The following is a 23,825-nucleotide window of genomic DNA, read 5'->3' on the forward strand; positions in this document are numbered from 1 at the left end:
CGATCGAGGAAGGCAGATGAGCACGAAGAGCTGGACGGCTGTCGATAACTACATCGTTTCCTCACTCTTCGAGGCGGATCCCGTTCTCGACGCGGTTCTGGCGGCCAACCGCGACAACGGCCTGCCGGCGATCGACGTCTCGGCGGCGCAGGGGAAGCTGCTCTTGCTGCTGGTGCGCATCGGCAGTGCGAAAAACGTGCTCGAGATCGGTACGCTCGGCGGCTATTCCACCATCTGGATGGCTCGCGCGTTGCCCATGGACGGCAAGATCGTCACGCTTGAACTGGACCCGCATCACGCCAAGGTCGCGCGGTCGAATTTCGAACGGGCAGGCGTGTCGGACCAAGTGGAACTGCGGGTCGGGCCGGCCCTTGAATCGCTGGCCGCGCTAAGTGCTGAAAATGCCGGGCCGTTCGATCTCATCTTCATCGATGCCGACAAGCCGAACAACCCGAACTATCTCTCCTGGGCCATGCGGCTTTCGCGGCCGGGAACGGTCATCGTCTGCGACAACGTCATCCGCGACGGCTATGTCGTGAACGAAGATGGCCGCGATGCCAATGTCGAAGGCGCACGCGCGGCCTTTTCATTCATCGGTGGCGACAAACGACTGGACGGCACAGCCATCCAGACCGTCGGCGCCAAGGGATATGACGGCTTTGCCATTGCGATTGTAAAATGAGGTTGCTGGCGGTGGTTTGTGGTTGACTGCCGAGAAGACGATCCAGCTATGGTGTATGGATTTATCCTGAAGGTGCTTGGGGAATTGGCAATTGAACGAAGTCGCGCTCTGGGAATTGATCAACGAGAGCCGGTACCGCATGAGTTTAGCGCAGAGAAGGCTCTGGGATCTGATCAGAATCGATCCAGAACAGTGGATTCATCGTTCACCGACTGGAAATGTCAGCATTTGGGTCGTGGCTCTGATCGGTCGCGGCGTCATTTCCTACAACGACGCTGAGAACGGTTTCGACCGCTCAAGTTTCGTCCAATACGGCGAGATCGTCGAGCTCGGCTGGGGACAGGACGAACTTGAGGGGGCCGTTCAGCACGTGTTGAACGAACTGGAGCTCGGATATCGGACGGCGCCCGGCATCTCCCGGCCTCAGCCGGGAGAGTTTCCAGACGGAAAGCGATGATGCAGATGGGACCGCCGTGCTGACAATTCATCTGCCGCAGGCTTAGTCGAAGAACGCCTCGGCCACGTTGCGCTTCCCGAGCATGAAGGCGTCGGCGACATGCTGCAGCGGCGCCAGATCGACGTCCGAGGTGCCGGCGCGTACGATCTCGGCAAAACGCCTGTAGAGCATCGGATATTCCGCTTCCGGTTCCTCATGGACGATCTGGCCATCGATGGCGAGCTTCGAGCCGCCACCCGAGAGCACCATCTTGCCCGCATCCGTGTCGGCCAGGATGTCCCAGCTTTGCGGGCCGGTCTGCAGCCAGTCGAGATCCATCGTCACCGGCAATCCGTTCGAGGTGCGGAAGGTGACTTGCGCCGCGACCGGGGCGGCGCGGTTTTCAGGAAAGTCGAGCACGGCCGAGGTGATGAACATTGCCGGCAGGATGTGCGTCGCGATCGACAGCGCATTGATGCCGGGATCGAAGACCCCGAAGCCGCCTGGCGCCCAGATCCAGTCCTGGTTCGGGTGCCAGCGGCGCACGTCTTCCTTCCAGACGATCGCCGCCGATTTGATTTTCGTCGAAGCCAAAAATGTCCGCGCCGCCTCCACAGCCGGCGCATAGCGCGAATGCCAACTGGCGAACAGCGACACGCCTTGCCTCGCCGCCAGTGCCTTCAGATCCTCGACCTCGCTGACCGTGGCGCCCGGCGGCTTTTCCAGGAAGACATGCTTCTTCGCCTCGAGCGCGGTGCGCGCGGCATCGTAGCGGAATTGCGGCGGCATACAGAGCGATACGGCTTCAAGCTCCGGCACCGCGTCGAGCATTGCTTCGATGGTGGGAAAATTCGGGATGCCGTCGACCTTGCCATGCCGGCTGGCGGCGGCGATGAGGCGATAGTTCTGGTCTTTCGCCAGCGCCGGCAGATGCTGGTCGCGAACGATCTTGCCGACGCCGACGATGCCTATGTTGATGGGCTGGGACACGGCCGCTCCGTCTGTTTGATGATGGTGAGCGTTTCTATCAGAACACTTGCCCCGGGCAAGCCGGAAGCCGAAAAGTCAGCCCCAGCTTTCCTCGAATTGCAGTGTCAGTTTTCCGCCCCCCAAAAAGGCTTCGATCGCAGGTTCGAAGGGCGAGGGGTCGAGGCCGTTGGCCGCCAGCCACTCATCAGAATAGTAGGTGTTGGCGTAACGGTCGCCGGAATCGCAGATCAGCGTCACCAGCGAACCGGTCTTACCGTGCTCGATCATGCGCGCCGCCTGAAAGCACATGGCGATGAAGTTGGTACCGGTCGAACCGCCGACACGACGGCCGAGCCGGCGCGACAACACCCGCATTGCCGCCAGCGACACGGCATCCGGCACCTGCAACATGTGATCAATGACACCTAGGACGAAGGACGGCTCCATGCGCGGTCGGCCAATGCCTTCGATGCGCGACGGCTGCTCGCAGCGACATTCGCGATCATGCGTGGCAAAGCCTTCGAAGAAGGCCGAGCGTTCTACATCCGCCACCGACAGCCGCGTGGCGTGCCGCTTGTAGCGCAGGTATCGGCCGATCGTGGCGGTGGTGCCGCCCGTCCCGCCACTCATCACGATCCAGCTTGGGATGGGGTGCCGCTCCTCGCGCATCTGTCCGAAGATGGAATCAGCGATGTTGTTGTTGCCGCGCCAGTCGGTGGCACGTTCGGCATAGGTAAACTGGTCCATGAAATGGCCGCCGAGCCGTTCGCTGAGTTCGGACGACTCGGCATAGATGCGCCTGCCGTCATCGATGAAATGGCAGTTGCCCCCATAGTGCTCGATCGCGGCGATCTTTTCGCGCGACGTCGACCGAGGCATCACCGCATAGAAGGGCACGCCGATCATGCGCGCGAAATAGGCTTCCGACACAGCTGTCGAGCCTGATGAGGCTTCGACCACCGGGGTGTCTTCACGGACAAGGCCATTGCACAGCGCATAGAGAAACAGCGAACGCGCAAGTCTGTGCTTGAGGCTGCCGGTCGGATGGGTGGACTCATCCTTAAGATAGAAGTCGATTCCAATCAGCGCCGGCAGATCGAATTTCCAGAGGTGGGTATCGGCCGAACGGTGCTGGTCGGCCTCGATCGCGGCGACCGCCTGGTCGGCCCAGGCTCGGGATGCAGGTTCAATCGGCTTTGATCCGGCCATCATCGGTGCCCTGGTTTCAGATCGGTGCGTCGAAGGTGACGATCGACACTTCGCCTTCGAGCGCGCCCTGATAGGCCGACAGATGCGGCTCGTCGTCCGGCACGCCGTCCATATCGCCGATCTGGTCGAGCTCGGCCTCGGCGTAACCTTCCGCCGCAAGCGATTCGAGGGCGCGACGCACCGCCGAATCGTCGTCGGGCGCCACCAGCATGACGTGGACGCCTTCCGGCTTGCCGCCTTTGCGCTTCCACACCCGGCCGGTGATGATGGTGACCGGGCGTTCTTCATTGTCGTTCACGGGCTGATTCCTCCTGGCAAAGCGCGGGCGAGGGGATTTTGAGTGCTCAGGCGGCCTTTTCGCATGAAGCGGGGCCGCGCGACAGCCAAAAACCGGTTACTTTCTTCTCCGTCCTTGCAAAATGGCGAAAGAAAATTACCTGCGGTTTTCGCATGGCTGCCAAGCCCCGCCTTCGATGCAATATTTGCCGCGCCGGGGTTGACGGTTCGCGGGCTTACGAGTAGAAGCCGCCCAGTCAGAACCGATGTGAGGCTCTCCCTTCCGAAGCGACACGCTTTGGAGTTTGCCTCAAACAGGGTTCGTTTTACGAGCGAAAAGACATTTCCGGCGTGCACGAAGCGGCTTCCGCTTCCTCTGCGATTTGTTCGGGCAAGACCGCGAGGCGCGGTTTGTGGCCCGAATTTGCGTATGGAAATGACGCTTTGAGCGAGCCTTGACCGGCACGAGACACGGAATTGAGAGACAAGAGGGTTTAATGCCTACCGTCAACCAGCTGATCCGCAAGCCGCGCATTGCGCCGGTGAAGCGCAACAAGGTCCCGGCCATGCAGCAGAACCCGCAGAAGCGGGGCGTCTGCACGCGCGTCTACACGACGACGCCGAAGAAGCCGAACTCGGCGCTGCGCAAGGTGGCCAAGATCCGCCTGACCAATGGTTTTGAAGTGATCGGTTACATCCCCGGCGAAGGTCACAACCTTCAGGAACACTCCGTGGTCATGATCCGCGGCGGTCGCGTCAAGGATCTTCCGGGCGTCCGCTACCACATCATCCGCGGCGTGCTCGACACGCAGGGCGTAAAGAACCGCAAGCAGCGCCGTTCGAAGTACGGCGCCAAGCGTCCCAAGTAAGATTTTCCGGCCCTGGCGCTGCTTGAAAGCGTCGGGCTACGAGATTGAGAGACAAAAGCCATGTCGCGTCGTCACAGTGCAGAAAAGCGTGAGATCAACCCGGATCCGAAGTTCGGCGATCTGATCGTCACCAAGTTCATGAACGCCGTCATGTATGACGGCAAGAAGTCGGTCGCCGAGACCATCGTCTATGGCGCGCTCGACCAGGTCCAGTCGAAGACCAAGCAGGAGCCGGTCACCGTCTTCCATCAGGCGCTCGACAATGTCGCGCCGCATGTGGAAGTGCGTTCGCGTCGCGTCGGCGGCGCCACCTACCAGGTTCCGGTCGACGTGCGTCCCGAGCGCCGCCAGGCATTGGCCATTCGTTGGCTGATCGCGGCTGCCCGCAACCGCAACGAGACCACCATGATCGATCGCCTCTCCGGCGAGCTGATGGACGCGGCCAACAACCGCGGCACGGCCGTCAAGAAGCGTGAAGACACCCACAAGATGGCTGAAGCCAACCGCGCTTTCGCACACTACCGCTGGTAAAGCGCGAACAGGACTGAGAGGCAGCTACGATGGCCCGCGAATACAAAATCGAAGACTACCGCAATTTCGGTATCATGGCGCATATTGACGCCGGCAAGACGACGACCACCGAGCGCGTCCTCTATTACACGGGCAAGTCGCACAAGATCGGCGAAGTGCACGACGGCGCTGCCACCATGGACTGGATGGAGCAGGAGCAGGAACGCGGCATCACCATCACGTCCGCCGCCACCACGACCTTCTGGAAGGGCCGTGACGGCAAGATGCGCCGCTTCAACATCATCGACACTCCCGGACACGTCGACTTCACCATCGAAGTCGAACGTTCGCTGCGCGTGCTCGACGGCGCCATCGCGCTGCTCGACGCCAACGCCGGTGTCGAGCCGCAGACGGAAACCGTCTGGCGCCAGGCCGACAAGTACCGCGTGCCGCGCATGATCTTCTGCAACAAGATGGACAAGATCGGCGCCGACTTCTACCGCTCGGTCGAGATGATCGGCTCGCGCCTTGGTGCGCAGGCTGTCGTCATGCAGCTGCCGATCGGCGCCGAGACCGAATTCAAGGGCGTCGTCGACCTCGTCGAGATGAACGCGCTTGTCTGGCGTGACGAGACGCTGGGCGCTGCCTGGGACGTCGTCGAGATACCGGCCGACCTTCAGGCACGTGCGGTGGAATACCGCGAGAAGATGATCGAGGCCGCCGTCGAAATGGACGAGACGGCCCTCGAGAACTACCTCGAAGGCAAGATGCCGTCGAATGACGAGATCCGTTCGCTGATCCGCAAGGGCACGATCGCGGTCAAGTTCTTCCCGATGTTCTGTGGCTCGGCCTTCAAGAACAAGGGCGTGCAGCCGCTGCTCGACGCCGTCGTGGAATACCTGCCGTCGCCGGCCGACGTTCCCGCCATCAAGGGTGTCGATGCCAAGACCGACGCCGAAATCGAGCGTCATGCGGTCGATGACGAGCCGCTCTCGATGCTCGCCTTCAAGATCATGAACGACCCTTTCGTCGGTTCGCTGACCTTCGCCCGCATCTATTCGGGTAAGCTCACCAAGGGCATCTCGGTCGACAACACCGTCAAGGGCAAGAAGGAGCGCATCGGCCGCATGCTGCAGATGCATGCGAACTCGCGCGCCGACGTCGAAGAAGCCTTCGCCGGCGACATCGTCGCTCTGGCTGGCCTCAAGGACACGACCACCGGCGACACGCTGTGCGATCCGCTGCATCCGGTCATCCTCGAGCGCATGGAATTCCCCGATCCGGTCATCCAGATCGCCATCGAGCCGAAGACCAAGAACGACCAGGAAAAGATGGGCCTCGCCCTTCACCGCCTGGCTGCCGAGGATCCGTCCTTCCGCGTCAAGACCGACGAGGAAAGCGGCCAGACCATCATCTCTGGCATGGGCGAACTGCACCTCGACATCATCGTCGACCGCATGCGTCGCGAGTTCAAGGTCGAAGCCAATGTCGGCGCTCCGCAGGTGGCTTATCGCGAGACGATCACCCGCAAGCATGAGCAGGACTACACCCACAAGAAGCAGACCGGCGGTACCGGCCAGTTCGCCCGCGTCAAGGTTATCTTCGAGCCGAACACCGAGAGCGAAGAGTTCGTCTTCGAGTCCAAGATCGTCGGCGGCGCGGTGCCGAAGGAATACATTCCGGGTGTCGAGAAGGGCATCCAGAGCGTCATGGGCGCTGGTCCGTTCGCGGGCTTCCCGATGATCGGCGTCCGGGCGACGCTGATCGACGGCGCCTACCACGACGTCGACTCCTCGGTCCTGGCCTTCGAAATCGCGTCCCGCGCCTGCTTCCGTGAAGCCGCGCCCAAGCTTGGCGTGCAGCTGCTCGAGCCGATCATGAAGGTCGAAGTCGTGACGCCGGAAGACTATGTCGGCAGCGTCATCGGCGACCTGAACGGCCGTCGTGGCCAGATCCAGGGCCAGGAAGCACGCGGCGTGGCCGTCGTCATCAACGCGATGGTGCCGCTCGCCAACATGTTCAAGTATGTCGACAACCTGCGCTCGATGAGCCAGGGCCGCGCGGCCTACACGATGCAGTTCGACCACTACGAACCGGTCCCGACCCTGGTGGCCCAGGAAGTCCAGAAAAAATACGCGTAACTCGAAAGAGCCGTCGCGGTAACGCAATTCAAAGCCCGTATGGGCGAGCAGGAAATGGAGACATCACATGGCAAAAGGTAAATTCGAGCGCACTAAGCCTCATGTGAACATCGGCACGATTGGTCACGTTGACCATGGCAAGACGTCGCTGACGGCGGCGATCACGAAGTATTTTGGCGAGTACAAGCGCTACGACCAGATCGATGCGGCGCCGGAAGAGAAGGCGCGCGGCATCACCATCTCGACGGCTCACGTTGAATACGAGACGGCCAACCGTCACTACGCCCACGTCGACTGCCCCGGCCACGCCGACTATGTGAAGAACATGATCACCGGCGCCGCGCAGATGGACGGCGCGATCCTGGTCGTGTCGGCCGCCGACGGCCCGATGCCGCAGACCCGCGAGCACATCCTGCTTGCCCGTCAGGTCGGCGTGCCGTCGATCGTGGTGTTCCTGAACAAGGTCGACCAGGTCGACGACGCCGAGCTTTTGGAACTGGTCGAGCTCGAGGTTCGCGAGCTTCTGTCGAAGAACGAATTCCCCGGCGACGACATTCCGATCGTCAAGGGTTCGGCGCTGGCCGCGCTGGAGGATTCGAACAAGACGATCGGCGAGGACGCGATCCGCGAGCTGATGGCTCAGGTTGACGCCTACATCCCGACCCCGGTTCGTCCGCTCGACAAGCCGTTCCTGATGCCGATCGAAGACGTGTTCTCGATCTCGGGCCGTGGCACGGTCGTGACCGGCCGCGTCGAGCGCGGCGTGGTCAAGGTCGGCGAGGAACTGGAGATCATCGGCATCCGTCCGACGACCAAGACGACCTGCACGGGCGTGGAAATGTTCCGCAAGCTGCTCGATCAGGGCCAGGCTGGCGACAACATCGGCGCGCTGCTGCGCGGCGTTGATCGTGAAGGCGTCGAGCGCGGCCAGGTTCTGGCCAAGCCCGGCACGGTGAAGCCGCACAAGAAGTTCGTGGCCGAAGCCTACATCCTGACCAAGGACGAAGGTGGCCGTCACACGCCGTTCTTCACCAACTACCGTCCGCAGTTCTACTTCCGCACGACGGACGTGACCGGCATCGTGTCGCTGCCGGCCGGCACCGAGATGGTGATGCCTGGCGACAACATCACGGTCGATGTCGAGCTGATCGTGCCGATCGCCATGGAAGAGAAGCTGCGCTTCGCCATCCGTGAAGGCGGCCGCACCGTCGGTGCCGGCATCGTCGTCACCATCAAAGAGTAATTTGGACTTAAACCGATCTGTCGCGGGCGCGGAAGTTGCCCGCGCCGCGCCAGAACAAGGAAGTGACGCATGAACGGACAGAATATCCGCATCCGCCTGAAGGCGTTTGATCACCGCGTGCTCGACGCCTCGACGAAGGAAATCGTGTCGACGGCCAAGCGCACCGGCGCAAACGTCCGCGGCCCCATTCCGCTGCCGACGCGGATCGAAAAGTTCACGGTGAACCGGTCGCCCCACGTCGACAAGAAGAGCCGCGAGCAGTTCGAGATGCGCACGCACAAGCGTCTGCTCGACATCGTCGATCCGACCCCGCAGACCGTCGATGCTTTGATGAAGCTCGATCTGGCCGCCGGCGTCGACGTCGAGATCAAGCTCTAAGGGAATGAGAGCGCGGTAAGGGGCGGTGCCCCTGGCCCGGAACTCTAAAGGAATTGAACCGATGCGTTCAGGTGTGATTGCAAAGAAGGTGGGAATGACCCGCATCTATAACGATGCCGGGGAACATGTTCCCGTCACCGTTCTCCAGATGGAGAACTGCCAGGTCGTGGCGCAGCGCACGCAGGAGAAGAATGGCTACACCGCCGTTCAGCTCGGCGTTGGCCTCGCCAAGGTGAAGAACACGTCGAAGGCGATGCGCGGCCATTTCGCGACCGCTTCCGTCGAGCCGAAGGCGAAGGTTGCCGAGTTCCGCGTCTCGGCCGACAACATGATCGATGTCGGCGCCGAGATCACCGTCGAGCACTTCGTCGCCGGCCAGAAGGTCGATGTGACGGGCACGACGATCGGCAAGGGTTTCCAGGGCGTCATCAAGCGTCACCACATGGGTGGTGGCCGCGCGACGCACGGTAACTCGGTCTCGCACCGTACGCACGGTTCGACCGGCCAGCGCCAGGACCCCGGCAAGGTGTTCAAGGGCAAGAAGATGGCCGGCCACATGGGCGACACCCGCGTGACGACGCAGAATGTCGAGATCGTCTCGACCGATGCCGACCGCGGCCTGATCCTGATCCGCGGAGCGGTTCCCGGGTCGAAGGGCGCCTGGATCCTGGTCCGCGATGCGGCCAAGGTGGCACTTCCGGCCAATGCGCCGAAGCCCGCCGCGATCCGCCCAGTTGCAGCAGGAAGTGCTGCTAAGAACGAGGCTCCGGCCACAGAGGGAGCGGAATAATGGATCTCAAGATCACAACGCTTGGCGGCAAGGACGCCGGTAAGGTGAAACTCTCCGAGGAGATTTTCGGCCTTGATCCGCGCGAGGACATCCTGCAGCGCGTCGTGCGCTGGCAGCTTGCCAAGAAGCAGCAGGGCACGCACAAGGCCAAAGGCCGCGCCGAAATCGCGCGCACCGGCGCCAAGATGTACAAGCAGAAGGGTACGGGCCGCGCCCGTCACCATTCGGCACGCGCTCCGCAGTTCCGCGGCGGCGGCAAGGCCCACGGCCCGGTCGTTCGCAGCCACGAGCACGATCTGCCGAAGAAGGTGCGCGCCCTGGGCTTGAAGCACGCTCTCTCGGCCAAGGCCAAGAGCGCGTCGATCATCGTCATCGACGAGCTGAAGCTGACCGAGGCCAAGACCAAGGCGCTGATCGCGAATTTCGCGACGCTGGGCCTGAGCAACGCCCTGGTGATCGGTGGCGCCGAGCTTGACAAGAACTTCAAGCTGGCCGCGACCAACATTCCCAACATCGACGTGCTGCCCATCCAGGGCATCAACGTCTACGACATTCTGCGCCGCGGCACGCTGGTCCTTTCCAAGGCCGCCGTCGAGGCTCTCGAGGAGCGCTTTAAATGACCGACCTTCGTCACTACGACGTGATCGTCAGCCCGGCGATCACCGAAAAGTCGACCATGGCTTCCGAGCAGAACCAGGTCGTCTTCAACGTCGCCAAGAAGGCGTCGAAGCCGGAAATCAAGGCCGCCGTCGAAGCGCTGTTCGGCGTCAAGGTGATGGCCGTGAACACGCTTGTCCGCAAGGGCAAGATCAAGCGCTTCCGCGGCACGATCGGCCGCCAGAGCGACGTCAAGAAGGCGATTGTGACGCTGGCCGACGGCCAGTCGATCGACGTCGCGACGGGTCTCTGAGCAAGGCCGCGAGGACAGAACAATGGCACTGAAAAAATTCAACCCGGTAACGCCGAGCACCCGCCAGCTGGTCATCGTCGACCGCTCGGGCCTCTACAAGGGCAAGCCCGTCAAGGGTCTGACCGAGGGCCTGACCAAGTCGGGCGGCCGCAACAATTACGGCCGCATCACCGCCCGCTTCATCGGCGGTGGTCACAAGCGTTCGTACCGCATCATCGACTTCAAGCGCCGCAAGTTCGACGTCGTCGGCACGGTCGAGCGCATTGAATACGATCCGAACCGCACCGCCTTCATCGCGCTGATCAAGTACGACGATGGTGAGCTATCCTACATCATCGCCCCGCAGCGCCTTGCCGCCGGCGACAAGATCGTGGCTGGCGAAGCGGTCGACGTGAAGCCGGGCAATGCGATGCCGCTGGCCTCGATGCCGGTCGGCACGATCGTCCACAACATCGAGCTGAAGCCGGGCAAGGGCGCCCAGGTCGCCCGTTCGGCCGGCGGTTACGCCCAGCTCGTCGGTCGCGACCAGGGTATGGCGATCCTGCGCCTCAACTCGGGCGAGCAGCGTGTCGTTCACGGCTCCTGCATGGCCACCGTCGGTGCCGTGTCGAACCCCGACCACGGCAACATCAACGACGGCAAGGCCGGCCGCACGGTTTGGCGCGGCAAGCGTCCGCACAATCGCGGCGTGACCATGAACCCGGTCGACCATCCGCACGGCGGTGGTGAAGGCCGCACCTCCGGTGGCCGTCATCCGGTCAGCCCGTGGGGCAAGCCGACCAAGGGCAAGAAGACGCGGTCCAACAAGGCGACCGACAAGTTCATCCTGCGCTCGCGCCATCAGCGCAAGAGCTAAGAAGAGGTAACGCCAAGTGACTCGTTCTATTTGGAAAGGCCCCTTCATCGACGGCTACCTTCTCAAGAAGGTGGACAAGGTTCGTGAAGGTGGTCGCAATGAGGTGATCAAGATGTGGAGCCGTCGCTCCACCATCCTGCCGCAGTTCGTCGGCTTCACCTTCGGTGTCTACAACGGCCAGAAGCATGTTCCCGTCTCGGTGAACGAGGACATGGTCGGTCATAAGTTCGGTGAATTCGCTCCGACGCGGACCTATTACGGTCACGGCGCGGATAAGAAGGCGAAGAGGAAATAATCATGGGCAAGGCCAAAGCTCCGCGCAGGCTTGCTGACAACGAAGCGCGCGCCGTGTTGCGCACGATCCGTATCAGCCCGCAGAAGCTGAACCTCGTTGCCGCGCTGATCCGCGGCAAGAAGGTCGCGACAGCGCTTTCCGATCTCGAGTTCTCGGCCAAGCGGATTTCCGGCACGGTCAAGAAGACGCTGGAATCGGCGATCGCCAACGCGGAAAACAACCACGACCTCGACGTCGATGCGCTGATCGTGGCGGAAGCCTATGTCGGCAAGTCGATCGTCATGAAGCGGTTCCACGCTCGTGGCCGTGGTCGCGCCAGCCGCATCGAGAAGCCGTTCTCGCACCTCACGATCGTCGTTCGTGAAGTCGAAGAAAAAGGGGAGGCCGCATAATGGGCCAGAAAGTCAATCCGATCGGTCTTCGCCTCGGCATCAACCGCACCTGGGATTCGCGCTGGTTCGCGAACACCGGCGAGTACGGCAAGCTGCTGCATGAGGACATCAAGATCCGCAAGTATCTTGAGAAGGAACTCAAGCAGGCCGCGATCTCCAAGGTCGTGATCGAGCGCCCGCACAAGAAGTGCCGCGTCACCATCCATGCCGCGCGCCCGGGTCTGATCATCGGCAAGAAGGGCGCCGACATCGAGAAGCTTCGCAAGAAGCTGATGGAGATGACGAAGTCCGAGACGCACCTCAACATCGTCGAAGTGCGCAAGCCGGAAATCGACGCGACCCTGGTCGCCCAGTCGATCGCCCAGCAGCTCGAGCGCCGCATCGCGTTCCGCCGCGCCATGAAGCGCGCCGTGCAGTCGGCGATGCGCCTCGGTGCCGAAGGCATCCGCATCAACTGCTCGGGCCGTCTCGGCGGCGCCGAAATCGCCCGCATGGAGTGGTACCGCGAAGGTCGCGTGCCGCTGCACACGCTGCGCGCCGATGTCGACTACGGCACGGCCGAAGCGCATACGGCGTACGGCATCTGCGGCGTCAAGGTCTGGGTATTCAAGGGCGAGATCCTCGAGCACGACCCGATGGCTTCGGAACGTCGCGCGACCGAGGGTGATGCTGCGCATGGCGGTGGTGGTGATCGCGAACGCGGTCGTCGTCGCGAAAACGCCTGAGACATTTAGGAATTTGGAGTTAGAACGATGCTGCAGCCAAAGCGCACAAAGTTCCGCAAGCAGTTCAAGGGCCGTATCCATGGTACCGCAAAGGGCGGCACCAACCTGGATTTCGGTGGTTTCGGGCTGAAGGCGCTTGAGCCGAACCGCGTCACCGCGCGTGAGATCGAGGCGGCCCGCCGCGCGATCACTCGTGAAATGAAGCGTGCTGGCCGTGTCTGGATCCGTATTTTCCCGGATCTGCCGGTCACGTCGAAGCCGACCGAAGTCCGCATGGGCAAGGGCAAGGGGGCCGTCGACTACTGGGCGGCGCGCGTCAAGCCGGGCCGCATCATGTTCGAGATCGACGGCGTCAGTGAAGAAACCGCCCGTGAGGCGCTGCGTCTCGGCGCGGCCAAGCTCTCGGTCAGGACGCGCTTCGTACAGCGCATCGCAGAATAAGGACGGGCTGATCATGAAAGCCGAAGACATCCGGACCAAGACCCAGGACCAGCTGACCGACGACTTGGCCAGCCTGAAGAAGGAGCAGTTCAACCTGCGCTTCCAGAAGGCCACCGGCCAGCTCGAGAAGACCGCGCGCGTGAGGCAGGTTCGTAAGGACATTGCGCGTATCAAGACCATCGCTGCGGAAAAGTCCGCGGCCAAGAAGGCTTAAGGACGAAAACCATGCCAAAGCGCATTCTGCAGGGCACCGTCGTCAGCGACAAGAACGAGAAGACGGTTGTCGTCAAGGTCGAACGGCGCTTCACGCATCCCGTGATGAAGAAGACCGTGCGCATGACCAAGAAGTACAAGGCGCACGACGAGAACAACGCCCACAAGGTTGGCGATCAGGTGTTCATCCAGGAATCGAAGCCGATTTCCAAGGACAAGCGCTGGATCGTCGTGTCTTCGGACCAAGCCTGACCTCTGGGCGTAAACAACGAATTTTGGACAGACCGGGGAGGGGCTTCGAGCCCGTCCCGTTAGAAAAGAAGAAGGCGGCCAGTCATGATTCAGATGCAAACAAACCTCGACGTGGCGGATAATTCCGGCGCGCGTCGTGTCATGTGCATCAAGGTGCTGGGCGGCTCGAAGCGGAAATACGCTTCCGTGGGCGACATCATCGTGGTGTCCATCAAGGAAGCCATTCCGCGCGGCCGCGTCAAGAAGGGCGATGTGATGAAGGCGGTCGTGGTACGCACGGCCAAGGACATCCGCCGCCCGGACGGCAGCGTGATCCGTTTCGACAAGAACGCGGCCGTTCTCGTCGACAACAAGAAAGAGCCGATCGGCACGCGTATCTTCGGACCGGTTCCGCGCGAACTCCGCGCCAAGAACCACATGAAGATCATCTCGCTCGCGCCTGAAGTGCTGTAAGGAGCCGGACCAATGCAAAAGATTAGAAAAGGCGACAAGGTCGTCGTGCTGGCCGGCAAGGACAAGGGCCGTTCGGGCGAAGTCCTCTCGGTTCAGCCGAAGGATGACACCGCGCTGGTGCGCGGCGTCAACATGATCCGTCGTCACCAGAAGCAGACCCAGTCCCAAGAGGGCGGGATCATCACCAAGGAAGCGCCGATCCAGCTGTCGAACATCGCGCTGGCCGACCCCAAGGATGGCAAGCCGACCCGCGTCGGTTTCATCTTCCAGAAGGACGGCAAGAAGGTGCGCGTCGCCAAGCGCTCGGGAGAAGTCATCAATGGCTAAGGCTCAAAGCAAGCAGGCGACTGCCACCAACACGCCGCGTCTGAAGCAGGTCTACAACGAGACCATCCGCAAGGCGCTGCAGGAGCAGTTCGGCTACGACAACGACATGCAGGTTCCGCGCCTCGACAAGATTGTCCTGAACATGGGTGTCGGCGAAGCGACCGCCGATTCGAAGAAGCCCTCGGTCGCGGCCGAAGACCTGGCGCTGATCGCCGGCCAGAAGGCCGTCGTCACCCGCGCCCGCAATTCGATCGCCGGCTTCAAGGTCCGCGAGAACATGCCGATCGGCGCCAAGGTCACGCTGCGCAAGGAACGCATGTACGAGTTCCTCGACCGCCTCGTGAACATCGCGCTGCCGCGCGTCCGCGACTTCCGCGGACTGAACCCCAAGAGCTTCGATGGCCGTGGCAATTACGCCATGGGCATCAAGGAGCACATCGTGTTCCCGGAGATCAACTACGACAAGGTTGATCAGATCTGGGGCATGGACGTCATCGTTTGTACGACTGCGAAGACGGACGACGAAGCCAGGGCATTGCTCAAGGCTTTCAACTTCCCCTTCCGCCAGTAACGGCAGCGAGAAAAGGAAAAATCTGAAATGGCAAAGACCAGCTCAGTCGAGAAGAACAACAGGCGCCGCAAGCTTGCCGACCAGTACGGTCCCAAGCGCGCCGCCCTGAAGGCGATCATCATGGATCAGTCCAAGCCGATGGAGGAGCGCTTCCGCGCTCAGCTCAAGCTTGCTGCCCTGCCGCGCAACTCGGCCAAGATCCGCATCCGCAACCGCTGCGAAGTCACCGGCCGTCCGCGTGCCTACTATCGCAAGCTCAAAGTATCGCGCATCGCGCTTCGTGATCTCGGCAACAACGGCCAGATCCCGGGCCTGGTCAAGTCGAGCTGGTAAGGAGGACATAACATGTCATTGAGCGATCCTCTCGGCGATATGCTGACCCGCATCCGCAACGCCTACGGCCGCAAGAAGTCGAGCGTCTCGACGCCGGCCTCGCGTCTGCGCACCCGCGTCCTCGACGTGCTGAAGGCTGAAGGCTATATCCGCGACTACAGCCAGACCGACTTCGATAACGGCAAGTCCGAGATCGAAATCGAGCTGAAGTATTTCGACGGCGCGCCGGTCGTGCGCGAAATCGCCCGCGTCTCGAAGCCGGGCCGCCGCGTTTACGTCTCGGCCAAGTCGATCCCGCACGTCGCCAACGGCCTCGGCATCGCCATCCTTTCGACGCCGAAGGGCGTGATGGCCGATCACGAAGCCCGCGAACAGAACGTCGGCGGCGAGATCCTCTGCCAGATCTTCTGATCTGGCAGCGACCGCAAATTGGAATCCTGTCTTCGGATCGTTCCGAAGACAGAGACCTGAAACAAGAGAAGTGACGAGGACAACAAAATGTCTCGTATTGGAAAGAAACCCGTTTCGCTGCCGCAGGGCGTGACCGCGACCGTCAACGGCCAGACCGTGACGGCGAAGGGCCCCAAGGGCGAGCTGAAGTTCGTGGTGAACGACGAAGTCCTGGTCAAGATGGAAGGCAGCGAGATCGCTGTCCAGCCGCGCGACCAGACCAAGACCGCCCGCTCCAAGTGGGGCATGTCGCGCACGCAGATCGTCAACATCCTGCATGGCGTCAAGGACGGCTTCGAGAAGAAGCTCGAGATCACCGGCGTCGGCTATCGCGCCGCCATGCAGGGCAAGAACCTGCAGCTGGCTCTTGGCTTCAGCCATGACGTCGTCTATGAGACGCCGGCCGGTGTCACCATCGCTGTGCCGAAGCCGACGGAAATCACCGTGACCGGCATCGACAAGCAGCAGGTTGGCCAGGTCGCCGCCGAGATCCGCGAATATCGCGGTCCGGAGCCCTACAAGGGCAAGGGCGTTCGCTATGCTGGCGAGAAGATCGTCCGCAAGGAAGGTAAGAAGAAGTAGTGGACCTGGTCCTGAAAAGTCGCAGGCTTTTCGGAAAGGACCAAGCCAAGGAAGTGTAACGCCGCGGGGAGCGGCCGCGGGAGGCGCTTTCGCCTACCGCACAGGGCGGCCCCCGTTTTTTGAAGGCAAGGAAGACCATCATGGGTACCAAGGAATCCACGCAGCGCCGTGCGCAGCGCGTTCGCCGGCAGATCAGGAAGGTCGCCGGCGAGCGTCCGCGTCTGTCGGTTCACCGCACCTCGAAGAACATCTACGTCCAGGTGATCGACGACGCCAAGGGCCACACCATCGCCGCCGCTTCGACGCTCGAGAAGGACCTCAAGGGTTCGCTCAAGACCGGCGCCGACACCGCAGCCGCCGCCGCGATCGGCAAGCTGATCGCCGAGCGCGCCACCAAGGCCGGCGTCAAGGAAGTCGTCTTCGACCGTGGCCCGTACATCTATCACGGCCGCGTCAAGGCGCTGGCTGAAGCTGCCCGCGAAGGCGGCCTGAGCTTCTAATCTTTCACCGTCGGCGACCCAAAGCGGCGCCGGCAATCAGCAACCCGTGCTTCCGGAAAAGAACAAGGAACAGGATATGGCACAGGAACGTAGGGAAGGCGGCCGCGGCCGCGAGCGCGAAGAGCGCGACGACGGCATGGTGGACAAGCTGGTCCACATCAATCGCGTCGCCAAGGTCGTCAAGGGTGGCCGTCGCTTCGGCTTCGCCGCACTCGTCGTTGTCGGCGACCAGAAAGGGCGCGTCGGCTTTGGTCACGGCAAGGCACGCGAAGTGCCGGAAGCCATCCGCAAGGCAACCGAATCGGCCAAGCGCGACATGATCTTCGTGCCGCTGCGCTCGGGCCGTACGCTGCATCACGACGTCGAGGGACGCTGGGGCGCCGGACGCGTTCTGCTGCGCGCCGCCAAGCAGGGTACCGGCATCATCGCCGGCGGCCCGATGCGCGCCGTTTTCGAGACGCTCGGCATGCATGACGTGGTCGCCAAGTCGATGGGTTCGTCGAACCCCTACAACATGGTTCGCGCCACGTTCGACGCGCTGAAGAGCCAGATGCATCCCAAGGATGTGGCTGCCGCTCGCGGCATCAAGTATTCGACCCTTCAGGCCCGCCGCGGCACCGCCGTTGCGGCTGAAGAATAGTCGATCTGACCAGGGATTTTGACCATGGCCAAGAAAGCAACCAAGACCATCACCGTTGAGCAGATCGGTTCGCCGATCCGCCGTCCGAAGGAGCAGCGCGCGACGCTGGTCGGCCTCGGCCTCAACAAGATGCACAAGCAGCGCACGCTGGAAGATACGCCTTCCGTGCGCGGCATGATCGCCGCCGTTCAGCATCTCGTCCGCGTCGTGGACGAGGGCTGAGCCAAAGCGCAGGAGAACTCAGATGAAACTCAACGATCTGCGTGACAAGGACGGCGCGACGCATTCCAAGAAGCGTCTCGGCCGCGGCATCGGTTCCGGCTCGGGCAAGACCGCCGGTCGCGGCGTCAAGGGTCAGAAGGCGCGCTCCGGCGTCGCCGTCAACGGCTTCGAGGGTGGCCAGATGCCGCTCTACCGGCGCCTGCCGAAGCGTGGCTTCAACAACATCTTCGCCAAGAGCTTCGTCGTCGTGTCGCTGGCCCGTATCCAGGAAGCCGTCGACGCCAAGAAGCTCGACGCCAAGGCAACCGTGACGGCCGAGGCGCTTGTCGCCGCCGGCGTCATCCGCCGCGTCAAGGATGGCGTGCGCGTACTGTCCGATGGTGAACTGAAGGCCAAGCTTGCCTTCGACGTCGCCGGTGCTTCCAAGGCGGCGATCGAGAAGATCGAAAAGGCCGGCGGCTCGGTCAAGTTGCCGGAAAAGGCAGCTGCCGAGTAACGGCAATTTGAAGCGCGATCGGCAAGAGTGGGATCCCGTTTTTGCTCACGATTGCGCTTTGATCTGCTCAATTAAGCGGCCGCGTCAACGCGGCCGCTTGCATGTTTAGAGCCCGGAGCTTATCTCGTGAGCTTCGGTGAAACGCACCGCCTGACCTCACGGGCCATCAAGCGTTACCAAGCGGAGAATCAGGCATGGCTTCGGCTGCTGAACAACTAGCCTCGAATCTGAATTTCTCGGCCTTCGCCAAGGCAGAGGACCTGAAGAAACGCATCTGGTTCACCATTGGCGCGTTGCTCGTCTACCGCCTCGGCACCTACATTCCGCTTCCCGGAATCAACCCCGACGCCTTCGCCCAGGCCTTCTCCTCGCAGAGCAAGGGCGTGCTTGGCATGTTCAACATGTTCGCCGGCGGCGCCGTGCAGCGCATGGCGATCTTCGCGCTTGGCATCATGCCTTACATCTCCGCCTCCATCATCATGCAGCTGATGACCTCGGTCATCCCGTCGCTGGAAGCGCTGAAGAAGGAAGGCGAACAGGGCCGCAAGGTCATCAACCAGTACACGCGCTACGGCACCGTGCTTTTGGCACTCGTGCAGGCCTATGGCATTTCGGTGGGGCTTGAGAACGGGAACGGCATCGTCAATGATCCCGGCATGTTCTTCCGCATCTCGACCGTGGTCACGCTGGTCGGTGGCACCATGTTCCTGATGTGGCTCGGTGAGCAGATCACCGCCCGCGGCATCGGCAACGGCATTTCGCTGATCATATTCTCCGGGATTGTCGCCGGCCTGCCGCGCGCCATTTCCGGCACGCTGGAGCTTGGCCGCACCGGCGCCCTGTCGACCGGCCTCATCCTGGCGATCATCGTCCTGGCCATCGTCGTCATTGCGCTCATCGTGTTCTTCGAGCGCGCGCAGCGCCGCCTGCTGATCCAGTATCCGAAGCGCCAGGTCGGCAACCGCATGTTCCAGGGCGACACCTCGCATCTGCCGCTGAAGCTCAACACGTCGGGCGTCATCCCGCCGATCTTCGCTTCGTCGCTGCTCCTGCTGCCGGCCACAGTCGCCGGCTTCTCGCAGACCACAAACATGCCCGCCTGGGCGAGCACCATCCTGGCCTCGCTCGGCCATGGCCAGCCGCTCTACATGGCGTTCTACGCGGCGATGATCGTGTTCTTCGCCTTCTTCTACACAGCGATTGTCTTCAACCCGAAGGACACCGCCGATCAGCTCAAGAAGCATTCGGGCTTCATCCCGGGCTATCGTCCGGGCGAGCGCACCGCCGATTACATCGATTACGTTCTCACCCGCATCACCGTCGTCGGCGCCATCTATCTGGTGCTGGTGTGCCTGCTGCCGGAGTTCCTGATCTCGGCGACTGGCGTACCATTCTACCTTGGTGGCACATCGCTTCTGATCGTGGTCAGTGTCACGCTCGATACGGTTGCGCAGATTCAGGGCCACTTGATCGCGCACCAGTATGAAGGCCTGATCAAGAAGTCGAAGCTGCGCGGGGGGAAGAAAGCCAGATGAGGTTGATTTTGCTTGGGCCGCCAGGGGCGGGCAAGGGGACACAAGCACAAAGACTGGTAGAAAAACACGGCATACCCCAACTCTCGACGGGAGACATGCTGCGTGCCGCCGTTCAGGCCGGTTCCGAAGTCGGCAAGCGTGCCAAGGCGGTGATGGATGCCGGCGAACTGGTGTCCGACGCCATCGTCAACGCCATCGTCGCCGAGCGGATCGACCAGGCCGACTGCGCCAAGGGATTCATCCTCGACGGCTACCCGCGCACACTGGTGCAGGCCGATGCGGTTGAATCGATGCTTTCGCAGCGTGGCATCGGTCTCGACACGGTCATCGAACTGGTCGTCGACGACAGGGCGCTGGTCGGCCGCATCGTCAAGCGCGCCGAGGACGCCAAGGCCGCCGGGCAACCGGTGCGCAAGGATGACAATCCCGCGGTGTTCGAGGAACGCCTGCGCGAGTACTACAAGAAGACCGCTCCGCTGACCGGCTATTATTATGCCAAAGGCAAGCTCAAGACGGTCGACGGCATGGCCAGCATCGACGCGGTGACCGCCGAGATCGAGGCCCTGCTCACGGCGGCCGCCGAGGCGCTGTAAGGGAATTTAAAGATTAGGCTTGACGGGGGCGGCCCGCTGCGGTATGGCGGCCCGTCTTCCTATCAGGTGCGAACTTTGCTTGTCCGCAAGGGCAAGGCAGTCGCTTTGAACTGGAAACTCCCGCAAGGGCCGGCCTCCACCGGACGCGGGGCAACTTTGACAGCGCCAGGCCTGCCTTGTTTGAAAGGTTGGCCGGCCCACATGGAGAAGGAAAGAACATGGCTCGTATAGCCGGCGTCAACATTCCGACCAACAAGCGCGTCGTCATCGCGCTTCAGTACATTCACGGAATTGGCAAGAAGTTCGCCCAGGAGATCGTCGACAAGGTCGGCATCCCGGCCGAGCGTCGCGTCAACCAGCTGACCGACGCGGAAGTCTTGCAGATCCGCGAGACCATCGACCGTGACTATCAGGTCGAAGGCGACCTGCGCCGCGAAGTGTCGATGAACATCAAGCGTCTCATGGACCTCGGCTGCTACCGCGGCCTGCGTCACCGTCGCTCGCTGCCGGTCCGCGGCCAGCGTACGCACACCAATGCACGCACCCGCAAGGGTCCGGCCAAGTCGATCGCCGGCAAGAAGAAGTAATTTGAAGTGAGTAGTCGGTGGTGAGTAGTGAGAAGCAGCGTCAACGCCTGCGCCTCGTCACTACTCACCAATTCACTACTCGCTTTCCAGGTGGAGCCGCTGGCATTACGGCGGTGTAGAGATCAACTGAAAGGAATACCATGGCCAAGGAAGCCGCTCGTGTTCGCCGTCGCGAACGCAAGAATATCTCGTCGGGCGTTGCCCACGTCAATTCGACCTTCAACAACACGATGATCACCATCACCGACGCGCAGGGCAATTCGATTGCCTGGTCGTCGGCCGGTGCCCAGGGCTTCAAGGGTTCGCGCAAGTCGACCCCCTTCGCCGCCCAGATGGCTGCCGAGGACGTCGCCAAGAAGGCCCAGGAACACGGCATGCGCATGCTCGAAGTCGAGGTCTGCGGACCTGGCTCGGGCCGCGAATCGGCGCTGCGCGCCCTGCAGGCGGCCGGCTTCACCATCACCTCGATCCGTGATGTGACGCCGATCCCGCACAATGGCTGCCGCCCGCGCAAGAAGCGCCGCGTCTAAGAAATTACCGAACGCCGCGCGAACGCTCATAGGGGCGTTCCTCCGTGGTATTCCAGGTCGCCCGCCACGATTGGATGGTGGCGGGTCAACGGAAGGAAAGCATCATGATCCAGAAAAATTGGCAGGAACTGATCAAGCCGAACAAGATCGAGTTCTCGTCGAAGAAGAAGACGCTGACCACGCTGGTCGCCGAGCCGCTCGAGCGTGGCTTTGGTCTCACCCTCGGCAACGCGCTGCGCCGCGTGCTTCTGTCTTCGCTGCGCGGTGCGGCCGTGACCGCCGTGCAGATCGACGGCGTTCTGCATGAATTCTCGTCCATCGCCGGCGTGCGCGAGGACGTGACCGACATCGTCTTGAACATCAAGGAAATCGCCATCCGCATGGAAGGCGATGGCCCCAAGCGCATGGTCGTGCGCAAGCAGGGACCGGGTGCGGTTCTCGCCGGCGACATCCAGACGGTTGGCGATGTCGAGATCCTCAACCCCGATCACGTCATCTGCACGCTGGACGAAGGCGCTGAAATCCGCATGGAATTCACCGTCGACACCGGCAAGGGCTACGTGCCGGCCGAGCGCAACCGCGCCGAGGACGCGCCGATCGGCCTGATCCCGGTCGACAGCCTCTATTCGCCGGTCAAGAAGGTCTCCTACAAGGTCGAGAACACCCGCGAGGGCCAGGTTCTCGACTATGACAAGCTGACCATGACCATCGAGACCGACGGTTCGATCTCGGGCGAGGACGCGGTGGCTTTCGCCGCTCGCATCCTGCAGGACCAGCTTGGCCTGTTCGTCAACTTCGACGAGCCGCAGAAGGAAGTCGCCGCCGAAGCCGTCACCGAGCTCGCCTTCAACCCGGCGCTGCTCAAGAAGGTCGACGAACTCGAGCTTTCGGTGCGTTCGGCCAACTGCCTGAAGAACGACAACATCGTCTACATCGGCGATCTCATCCAGAAGACCGAAGCCGAGATGCTGCGCACCCCGAACTTCGGCCGCAAGTCGCTGAACGAGATCAAGGAAGTGCTCGCGGCGATGGGCCTGCACCTCGGCATGGAAGTGCCGGACTGGCCGCCGGAAAACATCGAAGACCTCGCCAAGCGTTACGAAGATCAATATTGAGCATGAATTCCAAGGATCGGCGGCGTGCGCCGCTCGATCCGACGGTCATGCGGAAAACCATCAGAGGCCTTGGCCTCTTGAATAACTGAAGAAGGAAAAGAGCCATGCGCCACGGTTTCAAAGGCCGCCGCTTCGCCCGAAGCATTAGCCATCGCAAGTCGATGTTCGCCAACCTCGCCGTGTCGCTGCTCGAGCACGAGCAGATCGTCACCACCCTGCCGAAGGCGAAGGACCTGCGTCCGATCGTCGAGAAGCTGGTGACGCTCGGCAAACGCGGCGACCTGCACGCCCGCCGCCAGGTGATCGCGCAGATCGGCAATGAAGGCGTCGTCAAGCGCCTGTTCGACACCATCGCCCCACGCTACGCCAACCGCAACGGCGGCTATCTGCGCATCATGAAGGCAGGCTTCCGTCACGGCGACAACGCCGCGATGGCCGTCATCGAGTTCGTCGATCGCGACACGGATGCCAAGGGCGCCGCCGACCGCGCTCGCCTCGAAGCCGAAGGCACCGACACGGAAGCAGCGGCCGCATAACGCCACGTCTTTCCGGAATGAATTGAAGGGGCCCGCGGGCCCCTTTGGTTTGCCGGTGCTTATCGTCTGCCGGCCAAGATCAGATAGCGGCTTCCGCTCAACAGCTTCCAATTGAACGCTCCCGGTACCTCTTCGGTCTTCGGGTATGGATAGGAATAGATACTGTCGAGAACGACTCGAGAGTCGATCTCCATGATCAGTTGCGACGTGGGGGAACTGCTCAAATATGTTTCGGCGTCTTGGCCGCCGGTCAAGTTGGCATCAACGCGAAAGTGCATCTGTATTGGTCCGGCGCATATGTTCAGCAAGATGTCATTCCCGGAAGCTGCATAGAAAATTTTGACCTGATCTGGAGCCCACAGGCCGGCATCCAGAAATTGCGATGGCTTTGTCTTTCCGCTCAACCCATCCAGCGAAAGCGAAAGGCGATTGGTGAGAACCTCAAGGTCGCCTTTGAGGTAGCCGGCCTCTTCAATTTGAAACCAGTTCATCTGGCGAGGCGCCTCGATATCAAAGGAAATTTCGAGCTTTCCGAACGTCCAGTAATCTGGATCGGCATGCTCAGGCGTACCGAGCACTTTGACAATCTCGGTCATTGTCATGTCGGGGGAGATCGCGCCCAGTTTGCCGGTCTTCAAAAAGTCACGGAATGACATCAGTTGTTTTTTCATGAGGGCCGAGGAGGTTTTCGGTTTCGAAATCAGCTGTAGCTGCTTTTGCTGCATAAAATAATCGGATTTCAGCGGCTTAGCCTTTCATTTTGCACAA

37 protein-coding genes are annotated in these 23,825 nt (G+C 61.8%); 33 read left to right on the top strand and 4 right to left on the bottom strand.

Annotated elements, in window-relative coordinates:
- The first annotated feature begins 16 nt into the window (after nucleotides 1–16).
- Together FJV80_RS06380 and FJV80_RS06385 are read left to right on the top strand one after the other, a co-directional pair.
- On the top strand, nucleotides 17–682 hold the full coding sequence (locus tag FJV80_RS06380; RefSeq protein ID WP_142875924.1) for an O-methyltransferase: 666 nt from the start codon (nucleotides 17–19) through the stop codon (nucleotides 680–682).
- Between the two features lie 91 nt (nucleotides 683–773).
- Complete coding sequence (locus FJV80_RS06385) at nucleotides 774–1,139, top strand: hypothetical protein (RefSeq protein WP_210251480.1); 366 nt, start codon at nucleotides 774–776, stop codon at nucleotides 1,137–1,139.
- 42 nt (nucleotides 1,140–1,181) lie between these two features.
- Here FJV80_RS06385 and FJV80_RS06390 read toward each other — a convergent pair whose 3' ends face one another.
- From FJV80_RS06390 to FJV80_RS06400, 3 genes are all read right to left on the bottom strand, one after another.
- On the bottom strand, nucleotides 1,182–2,108 hold the full coding sequence (locus FJV80_RS06390; RefSeq protein WP_142875926.1) for a Gfo/Idh/MocA family oxidoreductase: 927 nt from the start codon (nucleotides 2,106–2,108) through the stop codon (nucleotides 1,182–1,184).
- A gap of 75 nt (nucleotides 2,109–2,183) precedes the next feature.
- Nucleotides 2,184–3,299 carry a PLP-dependent cysteine synthase family protein gene (locus FJV80_RS06395; RefSeq protein ID WP_142875927.1) on the bottom strand — a complete coding sequence of 372 codons (1,116 nt, stop codon included), beginning with the start codon at nucleotides 3,297–3,299 and terminating at the stop codon, nucleotides 2,184–2,186.
- A gap of 13 nt (nucleotides 3,300–3,312) precedes the next feature.
- Nucleotides 3,313–3,594: a transcriptional regulator gene (locus FJV80_RS06400; RefSeq protein WP_095770223.1), complete on the bottom strand. Its 282-nt coding sequence runs from the start codon at nucleotides 3,592–3,594 to the stop codon at nucleotides 3,313–3,315.
- 475 nt (nucleotides 3,595–4,069) lie between these two features.
- Between FJV80_RS06400 and rpsL the strand changes: the two genes are divergently transcribed.
- The 31 genes from rpsL to rplQ all read left to right on the top strand — a co-directional run bounded on the left by rpsL (nucleotide 4,070) and on the right by rplQ (nucleotide 23,057).
- The gene (gene rpsL / locus FJV80_RS06405; protein ID WP_006333356.1) at nucleotides 4,070–4,441 is read left to right on the top strand and encodes a 30S ribosomal protein S12; all 372 of its coding nucleotides are present in this window, start codon (nucleotides 4,070–4,072) and stop codon (nucleotides 4,439–4,441) included.
- A gap of 60 nt (nucleotides 4,442–4,501) precedes the next feature.
- A complete protein-coding gene (gene rpsG / locus FJV80_RS06410) occupies nucleotides 4,502–4,972 on the top strand; it encodes a 30S ribosomal protein S7 (RefSeq protein WP_006202127.1) in 471 nt (156 codons plus the stop codon).
- 29 nt (nucleotides 4,973–5,001) lie between these two features.
- Nucleotides 5,002–7,092 carry an elongation factor G gene (fusA, locus tag FJV80_RS06415; protein ID WP_142875928.1) on the top strand — a complete coding sequence of 697 codons (2,091 nt, stop codon included), beginning with the start codon at nucleotides 5,002–5,004 and terminating at the stop codon, nucleotides 7,090–7,092.
- Between the two features lie 67 nt (nucleotides 7,093–7,159).
- Nucleotides 7,160–8,335, top strand: a complete 1,176-nt coding sequence (gene tuf, locus FJV80_RS06420; RefSeq protein ID WP_010909256.1) for an elongation factor Tu — start codon at nucleotides 7,160–7,162, stop codon at nucleotides 8,333–8,335.
- A 69-nt stretch (nucleotides 8,336–8,404) separates the two neighbouring features.
- A complete protein-coding gene (gene rpsJ / locus FJV80_RS06425) occupies nucleotides 8,405–8,713 on the top strand; it encodes a 30S ribosomal protein S10 (protein WP_010909272.1) in 309 nt (102 codons plus the stop codon).
- Between the two features lie 61 nt (nucleotides 8,714–8,774).
- Nucleotides 8,775–9,503: a 50S ribosomal protein L3 gene (gene rplC / locus FJV80_RS06430; RefSeq protein ID WP_095775810.1), complete on the top strand. Its 729-nt coding sequence runs from the start codon at nucleotides 8,775–8,777 to the stop codon at nucleotides 9,501–9,503.
- Nucleotides 9,503–10,123: a 50S ribosomal protein L4 gene (rplD, locus tag FJV80_RS06435; RefSeq protein ID WP_019857964.1), complete on the top strand. Its 621-nt coding sequence runs from the start codon at nucleotides 9,503–9,505 to the stop codon at nucleotides 10,121–10,123. The genes rplC and rplD overlap by 1 nt, the downstream gene beginning before the upstream one ends.
- Nucleotides 10,120–10,413 carry a 50S ribosomal protein L23 gene (locus FJV80_RS06440; protein WP_010909275.1) on the top strand — a complete coding sequence of 98 codons (294 nt, stop codon included), beginning with the start codon at nucleotides 10,120–10,122 and terminating at the stop codon, nucleotides 10,411–10,413. The genes rplD and FJV80_RS06440 overlap by 4 nt, the downstream gene beginning before the upstream one ends.
- A gap of 22 nt (nucleotides 10,414–10,435) precedes the next feature.
- Nucleotides 10,436–11,269 (top strand): 50S ribosomal protein L2, encoded by an 834-nt coding sequence (gene rplB / locus FJV80_RS06445; RefSeq protein ID WP_095775809.1) that lies wholly within the window; start codon nucleotides 10,436–10,438, stop codon nucleotides 11,267–11,269.
- 16 nt (nucleotides 11,270–11,285) lie between these two features.
- Complete coding sequence (gene rpsS / locus FJV80_RS06450; protein WP_006205463.1) at nucleotides 11,286–11,564, top strand: 30S ribosomal protein S19; 279 nt, start codon at nucleotides 11,286–11,288, stop codon at nucleotides 11,562–11,564.
- Between the two features lie 2 nt (nucleotides 11,565–11,566).
- Nucleotides 11,567–11,956 (top strand): 50S ribosomal protein L22, encoded by a 390-nt coding sequence (rplV, locus tag FJV80_RS06455; RefSeq protein ID WP_006205462.1) that lies wholly within the window; start codon nucleotides 11,567–11,569, stop codon nucleotides 11,954–11,956.
- Nucleotides 11,956–12,681, top strand: a complete 726-nt coding sequence (gene rpsC, locus FJV80_RS06460; RefSeq protein ID WP_027028840.1) for a 30S ribosomal protein S3 — start codon at nucleotides 11,956–11,958, stop codon at nucleotides 12,679–12,681. The genes rplV and rpsC overlap by 1 nt, the downstream gene beginning before the upstream one ends.
- Nucleotides 12,682–12,708: 27 nt before the next feature.
- Nucleotides 12,709–13,122 carry a 50S ribosomal protein L16 gene (gene rplP / locus FJV80_RS06465; protein ID WP_010909279.1) on the top strand — a complete coding sequence of 138 codons (414 nt, stop codon included), beginning with the start codon at nucleotides 12,709–12,711 and terminating at the stop codon, nucleotides 13,120–13,122.
- Between the two features lie 13 nt (nucleotides 13,123–13,135).
- Entirely contained in the window at nucleotides 13,136–13,336 is a 201-nt protein-coding gene (rpmC, locus tag FJV80_RS06470) for a 50S ribosomal protein L29 (RefSeq protein WP_006205459.1), read from the top strand.
- Nucleotides 13,337–13,347: 11 nt separating this feature from the next.
- A complete protein-coding gene (rpsQ, locus tag FJV80_RS06475; RefSeq protein WP_010909280.1) occupies nucleotides 13,348–13,587 on the top strand; it encodes a 30S ribosomal protein S17 in 240 nt (79 codons plus the stop codon).
- An 84-nt stretch (nucleotides 13,588–13,671) separates the two neighbouring features.
- Complete coding sequence (rplN, locus tag FJV80_RS06480) at nucleotides 13,672–14,040, top strand: 50S ribosomal protein L14 (RefSeq protein ID WP_006205457.1); 369 nt, start codon at nucleotides 13,672–13,674, stop codon at nucleotides 14,038–14,040.
- A 12-nt stretch (nucleotides 14,041–14,052) separates the two neighbouring features.
- On the top strand, nucleotides 14,053–14,367 hold the full coding sequence (gene rplX / locus FJV80_RS06485) for a 50S ribosomal protein L24 (RefSeq protein ID WP_019857966.1): 315 nt from the start codon (nucleotides 14,053–14,055) through the stop codon (nucleotides 14,365–14,367).
- Nucleotides 14,360–14,938, top strand: a complete 579-nt coding sequence (gene rplE, locus FJV80_RS06490; protein WP_010909281.1) for a 50S ribosomal protein L5 — start codon at nucleotides 14,360–14,362, stop codon at nucleotides 14,936–14,938. Before rplX ends, rplE begins: the two co-directional genes overlap by 8 nt.
- A 27-nt stretch (nucleotides 14,939–14,965) precedes the next feature.
- Nucleotides 14,966–15,271 carry a 30S ribosomal protein S14 gene (rpsN, locus tag FJV80_RS06495; protein WP_010909282.1) on the top strand — a complete coding sequence of 102 codons (306 nt, stop codon included), beginning with the start codon at nucleotides 14,966–14,968 and terminating at the stop codon, nucleotides 15,269–15,271.
- Between the two features lie 12 nt (nucleotides 15,272–15,283).
- Nucleotides 15,284–15,682 (top strand): 30S ribosomal protein S8, encoded by a 399-nt coding sequence (rpsH, locus tag FJV80_RS06500; RefSeq protein WP_006205453.1) that lies wholly within the window; start codon nucleotides 15,284–15,286, stop codon nucleotides 15,680–15,682.
- An 87-nt stretch (nucleotides 15,683–15,769) separates the two neighbouring features.
- Nucleotides 15,770–16,303, top strand: a complete 534-nt coding sequence (rplF, locus tag FJV80_RS06505) for a 50S ribosomal protein L6 (protein ID WP_010909283.1) — start codon at nucleotides 15,770–15,772, stop codon at nucleotides 16,301–16,303.
- 140 nt (nucleotides 16,304–16,443) lie between these two features.
- Nucleotides 16,444–16,803, top strand: a complete 360-nt coding sequence (gene rplR / locus FJV80_RS06510; protein ID WP_010909284.1) for a 50S ribosomal protein L18 — start codon at nucleotides 16,444–16,446, stop codon at nucleotides 16,801–16,803.
- Between the two features lie 76 nt (nucleotides 16,804–16,879).
- A complete protein-coding gene (gene rpsE, locus FJV80_RS06515) occupies nucleotides 16,880–17,443 on the top strand; it encodes a 30S ribosomal protein S5 (RefSeq protein ID WP_032933400.1) in 564 nt (187 codons plus the stop codon).
- 24 nt (nucleotides 17,444–17,467) lie between these two features.
- The gene (gene rpmD / locus FJV80_RS06520) at nucleotides 17,468–17,665 is read left to right on the top strand and encodes a 50S ribosomal protein L30 (protein ID WP_006205449.1); all 198 of its coding nucleotides are present in this window, start codon (nucleotides 17,468–17,470) and stop codon (nucleotides 17,663–17,665) included.
- Between the two features lie 22 nt (nucleotides 17,666–17,687).
- Nucleotides 17,688–18,161 (top strand): 50S ribosomal protein L15, encoded by a 474-nt coding sequence (gene rplO / locus FJV80_RS06525; protein ID WP_095775807.1) that lies wholly within the window; start codon nucleotides 17,688–17,690, stop codon nucleotides 18,159–18,161.
- Between the two features lie 194 nt (nucleotides 18,162–18,355).
- On the top strand, nucleotides 18,356–19,696 hold the full coding sequence (gene secY, locus FJV80_RS06530; RefSeq protein ID WP_095775806.1) for a preprotein translocase subunit SecY: 1,341 nt from the start codon (nucleotides 18,356–18,358) through the stop codon (nucleotides 19,694–19,696).
- Complete coding sequence (locus FJV80_RS06535) at nucleotides 19,693–20,289, top strand: adenylate kinase (RefSeq protein ID WP_095788693.1); 597 nt, start codon at nucleotides 19,693–19,695, stop codon at nucleotides 20,287–20,289. Before secY ends, FJV80_RS06535 begins: the two co-directional genes overlap by 4 nt.
- Before the next feature lie 218 nt (nucleotides 20,290–20,507).
- Entirely contained in the window at nucleotides 20,508–20,876 is a 369-nt protein-coding gene (gene rpsM / locus FJV80_RS06540; protein WP_006205445.1) for a 30S ribosomal protein S13, read from the top strand.
- A 140-nt stretch (nucleotides 20,877–21,016) separates the two neighbouring features.
- A complete protein-coding gene (rpsK, locus tag FJV80_RS06545) occupies nucleotides 21,017–21,406 on the top strand; it encodes a 30S ribosomal protein S11 (protein WP_006205444.1) in 390 nt (129 codons plus the stop codon).
- A 104-nt stretch (nucleotides 21,407–21,510) separates the two neighbouring features.
- Nucleotides 21,511–22,521 carry a DNA-directed RNA polymerase subunit alpha gene (locus tag FJV80_RS06550; protein WP_006205443.1) on the top strand — a complete coding sequence of 337 codons (1,011 nt, stop codon included), beginning with the start codon at nucleotides 21,511–21,513 and terminating at the stop codon, nucleotides 22,519–22,521.
- Between the two features lie 104 nt (nucleotides 22,522–22,625).
- Nucleotides 22,626–23,057 carry a 50S ribosomal protein L17 gene (gene rplQ, locus FJV80_RS06555; RefSeq protein WP_095775804.1) on the top strand — a complete coding sequence of 144 codons (432 nt, stop codon included), beginning with the start codon at nucleotides 22,626–22,628 and terminating at the stop codon, nucleotides 23,055–23,057.
- Nucleotides 23,058–23,116: 59 nt separating this feature from the next.
- Here the strand turns inward: rplQ and FJV80_RS06560 are convergent, their stop codons facing one another.
- Nucleotides 23,117–23,782: a hypothetical protein gene (locus tag FJV80_RS06560; protein ID WP_095788695.1), complete on the bottom strand. Its 666-nt coding sequence runs from the start codon at nucleotides 23,780–23,782 to the stop codon at nucleotides 23,117–23,119.
- Nucleotides 23,783–23,825: the final 43 nt, after the last annotated feature.

The sequence above is a fragment of the Mesorhizobium sp. WSM4310 genome, assembly GCF_007003935.1.
Classification (GTDB): domain Bacteria; phylum Pseudomonadota; class Alphaproteobacteria; order Rhizobiales; family Rhizobiaceae; genus Mesorhizobium.